General features: G+C 59.0%; 8 protein-coding genes. 6 read left to right on the forward strand and 2 right to left on the reverse strand.

The features are described 5' to 3' along the window. Positions 1-98 precede the first annotated feature (98 nt). Both GGR28_RS10825 and GGR28_RS10830 read right to left on the reverse strand, forming a co-directional pair. Positions 99-1313, reverse strand: coding sequence for an MFS transporter (locus tag GGR28_RS10825; RefSeq protein WP_183495805.1), 1215 nt, complete (start codon positions 1311-1313; stop codon positions 99-101). Positions 1314-1471: 158 nt separating this feature from the next. Next, entirely contained in the window at positions 1472-4765 is a 3294-nt protein-coding gene (locus tag GGR28_RS10830) for a VPS10 domain-containing protein (protein WP_183495806.1), read from the reverse strand. A gap of 568 nt (positions 4766-5333) precedes the next feature. On the opposite strand from GGR28_RS10830, the gene yidD reads away from it, so the two are divergent. The 6 genes from yidD to GGR28_RS10860 all read left to right on the forward strand — a co-directional run bounded on the left by yidD (position 5334) and on the right by GGR28_RS10860 (position 14306). Next, on the forward strand, positions 5334-5558 hold the full coding sequence (gene yidD, locus GGR28_RS10835; protein ID WP_183495807.1) for a membrane protein insertion efficiency factor YidD: 225 nt from the start codon (positions 5334-5336) through the stop codon (positions 5556-5558). Between the two features lie 814 nt (positions 5559-6372). Then, positions 6373-7548, forward strand: coding sequence for a thioredoxin family protein (locus GGR28_RS10840; RefSeq protein WP_183495808.1), 1176 nt, complete (start codon positions 6373-6375; stop codon positions 7546-7548). 26 nt (positions 7549-7574) lie between these two features. Next, positions 7575-8735, forward strand: coding sequence for a prolipoprotein diacylglyceryl transferase (locus GGR28_RS10845; RefSeq protein ID WP_183495809.1), 1161 nt, complete (start codon positions 7575-7577; stop codon positions 8733-8735). Between the two features lie 215 nt (positions 8736-8950). After that, positions 8951-9658 (forward strand): FadR/GntR family transcriptional regulator, encoded by a 708-nt coding sequence (locus GGR28_RS10850; RefSeq protein ID WP_183495810.1) that lies wholly within the window; start codon positions 8951-8953, stop codon positions 9656-9658. 180 nt (positions 9659-9838) lie between these two features. After that, on the forward strand, positions 9839-12925 hold the full coding sequence (locus GGR28_RS10855; RefSeq protein WP_183495811.1) for a SusC/RagA family TonB-linked outer membrane protein: 3087 nt from the start codon (positions 9839-9841) through the stop codon (positions 12923-12925). A gap of 10 nt (positions 12926-12935) precedes the next feature. Next, complete coding sequence (locus GGR28_RS10860; protein WP_183495812.1) at positions 12936-14306, forward strand: RagB/SusD family nutrient uptake outer membrane protein; 1371 nt, start codon at positions 12936-12938, stop codon at positions 14304-14306. The last annotated feature ends 6 nt before the right edge of the window (positions 14307-14312 follow it).

The following is a 14312-nucleotide window of genomic DNA, read 5'->3' on the forward strand; positions in this document are numbered from 1 at the left end:
TCACAACCTAGTACCATTGCGACAATTTTTGGCGGTACGGGCCATTTTTCTTCTCCTTTTAAGGCATTCGTACCGGTGCGTTTACCTCGCTACCCACTTCATTTCACCCGGAGCTCGCCCCGGCTCTTGATCTTACGCTCCCACACCGCCAGCCCCAAACACACCACCCCGTACCCCACCAGTAGTCCCAGCCACGCCTCCAGCCCCCAGCGCAGTCCGTAGCTGAACAGAATGGGTGCCGCCGCCGAAGCTACCACCACAAATAGCCGCACCGTACTCTTGATGCTGCCGAGAAAACGGGGACCGTAGCGCTCGGCCCAGAGCGCGGGCGTATTCACGGAGTCCATTCCCCCGCTCACGGCCATGAGACCAAAGAAGACGGGCACCGACCAGCTGGCCTCCACGAGAAGTAAGACCAACAGGCCCGCCACCGCCGGCAGTAAGACGAACCGCAGCAACCGCGTCGGTCCCACCCGGTCGATCACGTCGCCGCCAAACAGCAGAAACACGACCCGCACGAGCCCGTAGGCACTCAGTCCGTAGGCCATGGTGGCGGGGGTGTAACCACGTTGCTCCGCTATCACCGATTGATTAAAGACCAGGCCAGTAAAAACGAAGGGGATAAAAAGCACGATGGGCAGGATGAGCTGAAATCGCCGGTCCCTCAGCACCTGCGCGCCCGTCCATGAATTCACCTCCTCCGCATCGGGATCCCGGCGAAGCTGGGCTTCGGCCACCGTATCCGCCCGCTGAAAGTCGTCGTGCCGCCGTACCAGTAACCACACCGCCGGCACAAACACAAGCAGCACCGCCGCCCCCGCCATCAACCAGACAGGCTGAAAACCGTAGTCCACCATCACGTAAGTCGCCAGCGGCGGCAACAGGACCTCCGCCACCGAAATGCCAATGATGGAAAGTGCCAGCGCCCGCCCCCGCCGCTGATCAAAGTAGCGCCCAATGGTCGTAGAACCGATGAGCGGAAGTACCCCCTGGCCACCCAGCCGCACGACGAACAGACCGGCCACCAGCCAGATCGTCTGATCCGCAAAGGCCAGCAACAGTGTGCCCACGATCAAACACACCGCCGTAGCCGTACTTACGTACCGCACCCGAAACCGATCGACCTGCCGTCCCACCACCGGAAGCACGAAGGCCGCCACCAGCGTCACCCCCGAGTAGATCGCCGCGAAGGTGTTGTCGGCCCAGTCCATCCGCTCCGTCATCCGCGCCACGAACAGGCTGATGAAAAAGGTCTGCCCCACGAAACTGAAGAAGAAGTGGAGAAAGCCGAAGCCGAGGTAGCGAGGGTTCATATCAAGGATTGAGGGAGGCAAGGACTGAAGGGGAAAAGAACTTAAGGGAATGAAGGATTGAGGGGTAGAAGGATTGAAGAGGTCCCACGGGTTAGTGCTCCTTCAGTCCATCGATCCCTTACTCCCTCAGTCCTTCGCTCCCTCAATCCCTAATACCTTCAGTCCCTCAATCCTTTATTCCCAAAAAGACTCAGGTTCGCCGCTTCCACTTCCCGCTGGTACTCGGCAAATTCGGTGGTAAAGAAGGCATCTACCTTGCTCACGAAATCTTCCGCGCCCCGGCTGAACTGCTCGAGCATCAGTTCGGCCATCTGGCTGGGTTGGCCCTCGATCTGGCTGATGTAGTTGCGGGCACCGTAGAGGTAGGACTGCAGATTGGTGGGGTTGCGCTGGATGCCCTTCAGGTCCTCGGCTTCAGTGTAGATCTCTTCGAGGGCGGCGATGCGCTTGACGAGGTCCTTACCTTCCTTGCTGAGAGAGTCCTTGACGGCTTTGGGGGCGTCGGCCATGGCTCCTTCCACGCGGGTGATGCTCTTGCGGGCCTCCTGTAAGCGGTCGAAGGCGTCGCGTACTTTCTCCACTTCGGTTTCAAGTTCGGCGTACATGCGATCGCGTTCGGCGTAGCGGGTGCTGCCGGCGTAGTGGTCGCGGGGGTCGGCCTGTACGGTCACGATGGTCTCGCCGCTGTGGTTGCCGTAGGTCATCAGGATACGGTAGGTGCCCGGTACCACCGGCAGTCCGCTGGGGGTGTCGGCGTCTTCCTTCACTTCGCGGCGACTGGGGTAGTTGATGCCGTCGCGGCGCATGTTCCAGCCGGTGCGGTTCATGCCCCACTGCGGCTGGTGAGTGTAGGTGCGGATGGTGTCGCCGGTCTGTACGTCGATGACCTGGATCTTGACCTTTTCCTTCGGCGGGTCGATGGGGTCGATCTCGTCGTCCTGGTTGCGGTAGGCATCCTCGGGGTCGCCGGTTTCCCGGCCGGGGATGTCTTCTTTGATTTCCGGAGCAATGAGGGAATACTCAGTGAGCTGACTGACGTCGACGGTATCCGACTGCGCACTCGGACCACCGGGACGCACCCAGAAGGTCAGCATGGCGCCACTGGGCCGATCTTCTCCCTGGAACTGCCCCTGAGCGTAAAAGCGGGTGCCCTGGTAGGAGCGCGTCTCCCACTGGTAGGCATCGGGGGCGGGGAAGACGTAGAAGGAATCCTGCAGGACTTCCTGCCCCTGCCGCGCCATTTCCCGGAAGGGACGAATGTCGTCGAGGATGTACGCCGCCCGGCCGAAGGTGCCGATGATGAGGTCGTGCTCGCGGGGGTGAATCTTGAGGTCGATGGTGGAGACGTGGGGATAATCGGCGTCGAAGCGCGTCCAGCTATCGCCGTAGTCGAGGCTGTACCACAGGCCCTGGTCAGTACCGAGGAAGAGCAGGTTGGGCTCCACGAGATCCTGCACGATGGCCTGGGCGTGGCCGCTGACCTTGTCCTCGTCTACGATGCGGGTGAAGCTGTCGCCGTAGTTCGTGGTGTGGTAGACCATGGGGCGGTAATCGCCGCGGCGGTAGTCGTTTACGACCACGAAGGCTTCGCCGGGATTGATGGGCGAGGCCTCGATGTAGCCGATCCAGCTGCCGGGGGTCATGCCGCTGAGTTTGCCGGTGAGCTCGGTCCAGTCCTGTCCGTCGTTGCGGCTAATGTGCAGGCGGCCGTCGTCGCTGCCGACCCAGAGGGTTTGGGGTTGCATGAATTGCGGCGGGGCGGGTACGATGGCCAGCAGGGTGGTGTGATTTTCGGCCTGGGTGGCGTCGATGGTGAGTCCGCCGCTGATGTCCTGCCGTTGCTTGGTGGTGTCGTTGGTGGTGAGGTCGGGACTAATTATCTCCCAGCTCTGGCCGGCGTCGGTGCTCTTGTGCACGTACTGGCTGCCCATGTAGATGGTGTTGGCCTCCGTAGGGTGCTGGGCGATCGGGGCGTTCCAGTTAAAGCGTAGGAATTCTCCTTCGGGGTGGACGGGCCGGATGAAGGTCGTCTTGCCGGTCGAACGATTCACGCGGCCGATGTAGCCCCCCTGGCTGGCGGCGTAGACGACGTCCGGCTGGTCGGGCTTAAAGATCATATCAAAGCCGTCGCCGAAGTACACTTCCTGCCAGTCGGCGTCGGTGATGCCGCCGCTCTTCAGTCCCTGGCTCGGTCCTACCCAGCTGCCGTTGTCCTGCATGCCGCCGCCGATGAGGTAGGGGTAACTCATGTCGTAGGAGATGTGGTAGAACTGGGCTACGGGGATGTTCTCCGCGAAGCGCCAGGTGTCGCCGCCGTCGCGACTGAAGTTCAGGCCGCCGTCGTTGCCCTCGATGATGAATTCCGGATTGTCCTTATCGATCCAGAAGGCGTGGTGATCGGGGTGCACGGCATTGCCGTAGTTGGCGATCTCCTCGAACGACTTACCGCCGTCCTCCGAGCGTTCCAACCAGGTGTGGACATTAAAAATGCGGTTCTCGTTCTGGGGATCGACGTAGAGCTCGGCGTAGTAGAAGGGGCGGGTGCCGATGTTCTTCTTGCTGACCAGTTGGAAGGTTTCTCCACCGTCGGTGCTCTTGTACAGTCCGTTTTCCTTGGCTTCGACCAGGGCGTATAGGATGTTGGGGTTACTGGGGGCGATGGCCAGTCCGATGCGGCCGAGGTTGCCCTTGGGCAGTCCGTCCTTGGCGGTGCGGCGTTCCCAGTTGTCGCCGCCGTCGAGGGACACCCAGATGCCGGAGCCCGGTCCGCCGGAGTTGAAGAACCAGGGGTCGCGGTCGAAGGTCCAGCTGGCGGCGATGAGTTTGTTGGGGTTTTCGGGGTCCATCACGAAGTCGGCGATGCCGGTGCCCTCGTCGATGTACAGTACTTTTTCCCAGTTTTTGCCGCCGTCGGTGGTGCGGTACACGCCGCGTTCGGGGTTGGGGCCCCACATGCTGCCGAGCGCGCCGACGTAGACCGTGTTCGGATCGGTGGGGTGGGGCAGGATGCGGTGGATGTGGCGGGTGTCTTCCAGTCCCATCACGTCCCAGTGCTTGCCGCCGTCGAGGCTTCGGTAGATGCCGCCGCCGTAGTTGGCTGAATTGCGGGGGTTGCCCTCTCCGGTGCCGGCCCACACGATGCTGGGGTTGGCGTCGCTGACCGCTACCGCGCCGATGCTCAGGTGCTTTTGGTCGTCGAATACGGGCTGGAAGTTGATGCCGCCGTTCTCGCTGATCCACAGTCCGCCGGATGCCGTGCCGACGTAGATGCGGTCCTTATCCACGGGGTGTACGTCGATGCTGGTTACCCTTCCCGACATGCCCGCCGGTCCGATCGGTCGTGGCGCAAGCGCTTTCCAGTGGTCTTCGTTGAGCTGCTGCTGGGCGAGTATTTGGGCGGGGCCGCAGGTGCAAAGGAATAGGGCAAGGAGCAGGGGTAATCGGATCTTCATCGTTGGTATTGGGTTGGGTGCAAGATAGTATAGTGGTGCGGGAGTACTGTATTACGGAGGTGATGTGGGTCGGGTGGCCTCTGGTCCGAGACGTTTTTTACCGCGGATTGCGCAGAAGGCGCAGATTGTTGCGCAGATTCGGTCGTGGCGTTGTATGCCTAGTGGCCCTTGGGTTGCCGGTCACCCCGTCCGACCGCTATAGCCGTCGGACGGGGTGACCCGGTCCGGCATTTGAATTTACGGACGGGGTAGGGTGGGGTGGGTAGCCAGACAACCCATGACCGGCAGCAACCGATTAATTAAATTATAGCCGTTGGACGGGGTCACCCCTTTGGACCGCTGTAGCTAAGTCAGTCCGTATGTGCAAGTGGACGCTATTATTTGGGGTCTAATCACTGTTATCGGTACATTAAATTAGGAAGTTGGGGCTTCAGGCGGTGGTAGGCTCCGATATTTAGGTAATGCCCTGGAACCATGCTCCATGATTGATATTGCCAGGAAGTTCGAAAGGCAGCGGACAACCCGGACGTAAAGCTTTCCGTTTACCTTATCGCAACAACGCTCCACCTTGCTCCGGAAACTGTTCATCCTACCCATTCGCTTTTACCAAGTCGCGATCTCGCCGATTCTGGCGCCACGGTGCCGCTTCGATCCAACTTGCTCGCACTATGCGGTCGGCGCGATTCAGGAATGGGGGGTGCTGAAGGGTACCTGGCTGGCGGTCAAGCGGATTGGAAGGTGCCATCCGTGGGGTGGTTTCGGGCCCGATCCGGTGCCGAAGAAGGGGGAGTAGTGGTTCGTGGCTTCTAGCCGCGGTCGCCTTCGAGCCCCCCGCGCAGCCGGAGGCTGCTTCGGACTTCGCTGCCGGAGGCAGCATTGCACCTTACCCAACTTCTGCCTGTGCACCTCCTGCATCCATGGAACTCTACTTTCCCGCCTAGATAGAGAACGCAATGTCCCAACTCCAATAAGTGAACCCTTATTATTGATCTTGGATTTATGATCGATAAAGTATTTTCAGCGTACTACAAATTTTATAAGAATGTAGTGAAGGAGTCTGATCCCTTTATGATGTTTTATTACGCCGCTTTCGCAATTAGCCTGACGACGTTCTTCTATATCTATTCTCTGCTGACGGTCCTATATTTTAATTTTCACCTGCCATTTCTTAGGTTTAGCAGCATTAATTGGTTGGTTACTGCATTGATTGTTTGCTGTCCAATTATGATATATTTCTATAAACGGAGAGCACACTTGGAAAACAAGGCTGGCTATCCTTCATCAACTTTCGTTATCCTCTTGGCATGGGCATATTTTTTAGGAGGGCAAGCAGTAGGGATATATAGTACGTTTTATCTGAAGCAGAATTTATGAGGAGCACGGTCTGGTCGCTGTAGTTGGCGTACGAACCTGGGTTGCTGATATTTAGGTTGTGTACAGCGTAATTTCCGGCTCTACTCGAATCTTTCCGCGCAGCCGGAGGCTGCTTCGGACTTCGCTGCCGGAGGCAGCATTGTACTGGGAAATCCGCGAAAATCTGTGTTAAACCTGCCCCACCCACCCTAATCCTACCCTCCCCCACCCGCCCGCCGCCGTAACTTTACATCATGTACCGCATCCTTCTCCTCATCCTCGTCCTATCCACCACCGTCGCCGGACAGGGCATCGACTTTTTCCAGGGCAGCTGGCCCGAGGCCCTCGCACGCGCCGAAGCCGAGGACAAGCTGATTTTTGTCGACGCCTACGCCGAATGGTGCGGCCCCTGTAAGATGATGACGGCCAACGTGTTTCCTGACCCGGAAGTAGGAGCATACTTCAACGCCAACTTCATCAACGTTAAGTTCGATATGGAGAAGCCCGAGTCGGAGGAATTTAGGGAAGTGCACTACGCGAAGGCCTTTCCGACTTTGCTCTTCATTGATGCGAAGAATGAAGTGGTACACCGCCTGGTGGGTGCCCGACAGTCGCCCCAACTGCTCCGCGACGCCGCCGCCGCCCTGGCCCAGGTGGATGATGTGGATAAATTGAAATCGGCTTACGAAGCAAAAGGCACTGCGGAGGCTACCTATAAGTACGTCCGCGCCTTCATCCGCAGCGGGGAATCTCACCTGCGCATCGCTAACGACCATTTGCGCGCTGCTGATTTGGATTTCACTGCTCCTGCGACCCTCCGCCTGATTCTTATTTCAGCTACGGAGGCGGACAGCCGCATCTACGACCTGCTGCTCGAACACCGCGCAGCAATCGCCGAACTGGAGGGGGCCAAAGCCGTCAATGAGCAGGCCCGCCGGGCTGTGCGGGCTACGTTCGAAAAAGCGCTGGAGTACCGGGACGATAAGCTGATGGAAACGGCCGTCGACAAACTGGCACTGGTGGATCGCGACGAATCCCGCCGCCTGGCCTCCGAGGGAGAATTTGCGCTAGCCCTGCGTGGGGCCGACCGAAAAGTCCTGGTGAAGGCCACAAAAAACTACCTGAAAAAAGGAGCCGACGGCGACGTGGAGCGACTGCGGGAACTGTTTAAGAACCTGGAAAACTCCTCCTTTATCGACTACAGCGAGGTGATCGATCTGGCCGTCGAAGCCGGTACCGCCGCGGCCGAGCTGTCCTCCGAAGGCTGGAAAGATTATTACCGCCTGGCCCGTTTTCTGCAGACCCGTCAACGTCTGGAGCAAGCCCTCCAGGTAGCGGAGAAGTCCCTGGCAACCCTCGGTGAAGGCCCGGCCAACTATCGCCGCTCCATCCAGGGACTCATCGACGAGCTGCGGGAAGCGACCAAGTAGAATGGCGAAGACGTAGCTTTGCGGGCATGTATCCAGATCTTTCCTACCTGCTGCACGACCTGATCGGCACGGCGCGCGACAACGGCTTCAGCATCGTCAAGACCTTCGGGCTGTTTCTGCTGCTGGCTTTCCTTGTTGCGGCGCGGCTACTCAAGTGGGAAATGCAGCGCCGGGAGCGACTCGGCCAACTGCTGCCGGAAAAAACACTGCAGGTGCCGGGCGATACGGTCACGACGGCCGACTACGTCACCAACATCATCATCGGCTTCATCCTCGGGTACAAGCTTCCCTACGCGATCGCCAATTTTGCCGCCTGGCAGGAGGATCCATCGGGGGTGCTGCTCTCGTTGGACGGCTACTTCATCACCGGTTTGCTGGGGGCGGCATTATTCTTTGGTTACTACTACAACATAGCGCGTAAGCAGGGGGCCGTTCCCGATCCGGTTCCGGTGGATGTTTATCCGAGTCAGCGGGTGGGACCGATCACCATGCGGGCGGCCGTGGGCGGACTGATCGGCGCGAAGTTCTTTGCCGTGATCGAGTACTGGGATCGCTTTCTGGAGAATCCGTTGCAGGAGTTGCTGAGTGGGGGAGGGCTGGCCATTTACGGCGGCCTCATCGGCGGGGGCGTGGCCGTTTATTTGTACTTACGCAAGCACCGCATCCCCGTGCTGCCCATCATGGATGCCGTGGCTCCGGCCCTGATCGTGGCATACGGCGTGGGTCGCATCGGTTGCCAACTGAGCGGCGACGGCGACTGGGGCACGGCCATCGCGGGAATACCTGACGGCTGGTTTCTGCCGGACTGGCTGTACGGCTACGATTATCCGCACAACGTGATTCATGCCGGGGAGCCTATACCTGGCTGTACGGTCGACTACTGCACCCGACTCGCCGAGCTGCACTACCCGACGCCGGTGTACGAGACCATTATGTCCTTCGCCATCGGTGGCATCCTGTGGGCGGTGCGTAAGCCGCTGACCGTTTTTCCCGGACTTTTGTTCTGCCTCTACCTTTTCTTCAATGGCGTGGAACGCTTCTTCATCGAGTACGTGCGGCTGAACGATCAGTACAGTGTGCTGGGACTGAATCTGACGCAGGCGCAGATCATCGCGGTCGGGTTTATGGTGGCGGGGGTCGCGGGAGCGGCGCTGGTCTGGCGGAGGGGCCGGCGTGATTTGATATAAAGCGGGGAAAACTGCACCAAACGGAATAAAATATTCTGGCTACTTACCCCCCGTCCGGCACTTGTAATGGTAGACCGGGTGACCCCGTCCGACGGCTATAGGCGTCGGACCGCTAAACAAACTCGCAAAATTGGTTGACCAAAATTTGGTTGACCAATTCCTGTAACATATATTTGTAGCACCTGCTCGTTAATTGCAGGTGAAATCCGTACCCCATGCTAGAGAATTTCAGTGAGATCAAGGTAGAAAGTCCGGTGGACGTCATCATCCGTCAGGTGCGGGCACTGATTACTTCGGGGCAGCTTGCTCCCGGCGATAAGCTACCTGCAGAACGGAAGATGGCCGAGCGCCTCGGCGTGAGCCGTGGCCACGTTCGGGATGCGTTACAGAAACTGGAGTTTTACGGTATCCTCCGCACCCTCCCCCAGAGTGGGACGGTAGTAGCGGGAATGGGCATTGCCGCCCTCGAAGGGTTGATCACCGATGTACTCCAACTGGAGGAAAGAGATTTTGCCTCTCTAGTGGAAACGCGTGTCATGCTTGAGGTGCAGTGCGTAAAGCTTGCCGCCGAACGCCGTACTGCGGATGATTTGGTGCAGATCGAGCTGGCCCTAGCTGCCTACGAGGAACAAATTCGCGCCGGTAAACCAGCGGTAGAAGAGGACCTCCTGTTCCACCTTAGCATCGCCGATGCCAGCAAGAATGGTGTACTAAAGTCACTGATGATGATCATCACCCCCGACATCATCAACAGCTACGTCAAGTATCGGGTGTGTGACGGGCCAACCGAGCTCAAAGCGCACCACGAACACGAAGAAATACTTAGCCACATCCGCAATCAGGATGCGGCAGCAGTTGCAGTCGCAATGCGACGACACCTGGAAGATGTATCCCGGTTCAGTCAAACCATGCGCGATGTTTAATTAAAGATTCGATCATCCAATTAGGCCGTACCCCGGCAATCTTCACAACATAGCGGCAATCGACCAGCGCACTTCCTAGGAATGCCCGGTCAGTGGTTTGCCCGCCTCTAACCGCCCGCACCGGGCGGAACGGTAGCGGTTTGCCCTTACGCTTCTAGTCTTCATGCAAATTAATCAACAATGAAAGTATTCCCGATTGGCGCGCGGCTCAGCCGTACACTGCTGCTCCTGGCCGCCCTGCTGCCGATCTTCCTTTCCGCGGCTGCCACAGACTTCCAGCGGGTCGTAGGCATCGTCAGCGACGCAGATACCGGAGAACCCCTCATCGGGGTGACCGTAATGAAGGAAGGCACCACCTCCGGTACCGTTACCGACCTGGACGGGCGCTACGAAATCGACGCCGAGCCCTCCGACAACCTGATCTTCTCCTATACGGGTATGGCCACACAGATCATTCCGGTCAAGGGGCAAACGACCATCAACATTACCCTGGCCGCCGATGCGGAACTACTCGATGAAGTTGTAGTTGTCGGCTACGGTAAACAGAAAAAATCTCACCTGACGGGCGCCGTATCCGGGGTCAAGAATGAGAAGCTCGACCAAATCCCCATCTCCCGCGTCGACGATGCGCTGGTGGGACAGGTAGCCGGCCTGAACATCCAGTCGACCAACCCGGCCGCCGGTGAGGCACCCAGTATCCGCGTGCGGGGACAGGGATCCATCTCCTTCGATTCCAATCCGCTGATCGTGGTCGACGGTATCGTCGTCGGCACCGATGCCGATTACCTGGCGAGCATGGATATGAATAACGTAGAGTCGATCGAGGTACTGAAGGACGCGGCCTCTTCCGCCATCTACGGTTCCCGGGGTGCCAACGGCATCATCATGATCACCACCAAGGAAGGACGCGAGGGCCCCACCCAGTTCTCCTACGACGCCTTCGTAGGTTACAAGGACGTACCGACCAACGACGTACTCACCTCCCCATCCGCCTGGGCCGACTACACCCGCGCCAACAACAACGGTGAGCTGCCCGATAAGCTGCAGTACATCGAGCGCCTCGGCACCTACACCAACTGGGAGGAGGTAATGTTCAACGGCGGCATGATCAATAGCCACTCCCTGAGTGCCCGCGGCGGAACGGCCAATACCAAGTTCCGTACTTCCGTCAGCTACCTCAAGGACGAGGGCGTCTTGCTCACCGACAGCTACAGCAAACTTAACTTCAGCTTGAACCTGGATACCAAGGTCAGCGACCGCATCGACTTCGGCGTCCGGCTGAATCCCTCCTACACCAAGCAACGGGAATTCCCGATCGGCGTCCACGACGCCATCCGCCAGCAGCCCTGGCTCCCCCTCTACCTGGACGAGGACAACATCCAGTACGTCAACCGCTTCCGGGAAAACGGACGGTGGGCCGACGCCCAGATCGGTGACTACGCCATGGAGCGGATGTTTGACGACTACGACCTGGATGCCGGACGGCCCAGTGAGGGCAGCGGTACCGACATCAGCGGCACCTCCAACGCCAGCGCCCTGGCCAAAGTGCTCGAACGCCGGCGGCAACGGACGCAAACCAAGGTGTTCGCCAATACTTACCTGAATTTCCACTTCAACGACGACCTCTACTTCAAGCAGTCGATCGGCGGCGACGTGCGCTTCACCGAACGTACCCGGTGGGCGGGTGTCATGGCCTCCCGCAACGGAGCCTCGGATACCGAATCGACGCTATCGAATGCCACCCAGTACCACATTATCTCGGAGAGCACGCTGAACTGGGACAAGGACTTCGGCCAGCACAGCATCAACGCCGTCGGTGGATTCGCCTACGAACGTTGGGACCGCGACTACAGCAGCATCGAAGCGGCCGGCTTCGACTTCGATTTCATCGAGACCATCCCCGCCGCTAACCTGGTCGGTGGTTCCTCGAGTAGCGCTCAGGAAGTACTTATTTCCTACCTGTCCCGGATCAACTACTCCTTTGCCGACCGCTACCTGCTGTCCATCTCGGCCCGTACCGACGGCAGCTCCAAATTCGGTCCCCAGAACAAATTCGGCTTCTTCCCCGCCGCATCCGTGGGCTGGCGGGTGTCCCAGGAGAATTTCCTGAGCAGCAACCGCTTCATCGACGAGCTCAAGCTGCGGTTCAGCTACGGCATCAGCGGCAGCAACTCCGGCATTGGCGAATACGACTACATCGGCCTGATTGAGCCCGTCGGTGCGGTACTCGGCGGTGGGGTCACCGGCTTCAACCCGACCAACATCTCGAACTCGGAACTGCGGTGGGAAAAACTGCGGGAACTCAACCCCGGTATCGACGTGTCGATCCTCGACGGTCGCTTCAGCGGATCGTTCGACTTCTACATCCGGCGGAGTGAGGACCTGCTGCTCGGACTGCCCATCCCCTCGGTTACCGGCTTCTCCACCGCCCTCGTAAATAAGGGAGAGGTAGAGAATAAGGGCTTCGAACTGGAACTTACCTCCAACAACTACTCGACCGGGAACTTCTCCTGGACCACCGGCGTGATCCTCAGCCGGAATAAGAACACCCTGATCGACTTCGCCGGTGCCAGCGGACTCATCAGCATCGTCGACGACAAGCGGCCCGCAGAGTGGATCGCACAGGAGGGCAATCCCATCTCCAGCTTCTACGGTTACGTAGTGGAGAAGGAGATCGAACTCGGATTCCTCAAAAATCCCTTCTTCCCCATCAACGGGCAGTCGCAGGATATCTACGTCAAGGACCTGAACGGCGACGGCCTCATCGATACCGACGACCGTACCATCCTCGGCTCTCCCTATCCGGACCTCATCTGGAGCGTTAACAACACCTTCCGTCTCGGAAATTTTGACGCCTCCTTTATGTTTCAGGGCAGCCACGGTGCCGAGGTGCGCAACATCTCCAGCCAGTACATCAACAACGAGTTCTCCAGCAACCAGGACTACACCTCCGAGTTCCCCGACGCCGGCCAGGTGGTCGAGCGGATCTTCACCACCGACGACATTCAGGATGCCTCCTACGTCGCCCTGCGCAACCTGAACATTGGCTTTACGCTGCCCTCCGGTATCCTTGACCGGGTCGGTATCCGCAAACTGCGGGTGTACGCCGGAGCCCAGAACCTTCTTTACATCATGTCCGACGACTACGTAGGCTACAACCCCGAGGGCATCGACCAGGGATTGGACAGTCCACTCACTTACGGTTACCAGCGCGGACCGGCACCCATTTACCGCACGGTTTCGGCGGGCCTTAACCTATCCTTCTAAACAGACGATCATGAAAACGAGCACCGTACTATCCCTTTTCGGGCTGATCCTGCTGGGCCTAACGAGTTGCAGCGAAGAGAACCTGAACCTCCGTCCCCTCTCCGAGATCGGCGACAACGCCTTCTACACCAATGCGGAAGAAGTCGAGGGCGGCGTGATCGCCATCTACGACGGCCTGCAACAAATACCCATTCGGGAGTTCGCGCTGACCGAGATGCGCTCCGACAATACCCGCACCAAATCGCGGGAGGGCGACTGGGCCCAGTTCGAGTCCTTCGACGTAAAACCCACCAATACGGCAATCGGACTGTACTGGGAGGCCAACTACAACGCCATCTTCCGCGCCAACCGGGTACTCGCTAACCTGGAAGTAGTGAACGACACCGAAATCAGAAGCCAGTTTGAGGGAGAAGCCCGCTTCGCCCGCGCCCTGGCCCACTTCAACCTCGTACGGGCCTTCGGGGGCGTACCGATCCTGGACCGGGTAATTATCCAGACCGACACCGAATATTTTGCCCAGAGCAGCCCCGAGGAAGTTCTGGCCTTCGTCCGCGAAGATCTCGAAATGGCCGCCACCAAACTGGCCGCCAAGGGGAAGTACGGGTTCGGCCGCGCCACCAGCGGAGCCGCCCGGGCCCTACTCGGTAAAGTGCTGCTGACTCAGGGCAATCACGCCGAAGCAAAGACGGTACTGGAACAGGTGATTGCCAGCGACAGCTACCGCCTCCTGAACGACTACCGCGCCGTCTTCTACAATGAAGGCAACGACGAGATCCTGTTCTCCATCAATTACCTGGACGACGACAGCAACGAAAGCCAAGACTACTCCTTCGAATTCACCGCCGGCGGGCGGGTGAGCGGACTGAATTTCCCGACGGACGATTTCCGTGCCGCCGTTAGCCCGGAAGACAGTACCCGTGCTGCGGTCCTCTTTAATCCCAGCGCTCCGGCCGAAGTCGGCAAGTTCATCACCCAATCGGCCGACGGACGCCTGGCCGGCAACGACTGGATCGTGATTCGCTACGCCGACGTACTCTTACTGTACGCCGAAGCGATCCTGGCGGGGGCACAATCGACGCAGAGCCTGGAAGCCATTCGCGCTTACAACCAAGTTCGCGCCCGCGCCGGATTGTCGACCCTGGCGGTTGACGGCAGCGCTACGCTGACGAAGGAAGCCCTTCTCTACGAACGCCGGATCGAGTTGGCCTTCGAGGACCACCGCTTTTACGACCTGGTCCGCTTCGGAGAGGCCGAGCGCATCCTCGGTGCCTTCGCGGCCGCCAATGGCGAATCCTTTACTCCCAATGACCTTATCCTCCCAATTCCCCAGGGCGAAGTGAATGTAAGCCAGGGTCTTCTCACCCAGAATCCCGGCTACTAAATCCAA

Source organism: Neolewinella aquimaris, from assembly GCF_014197245.1.
Lineage (GTDB): Bacteria > Bacteroidota > Bacteroidia > Chitinophagales > Saprospiraceae > Neolewinella > Neolewinella aquimaris.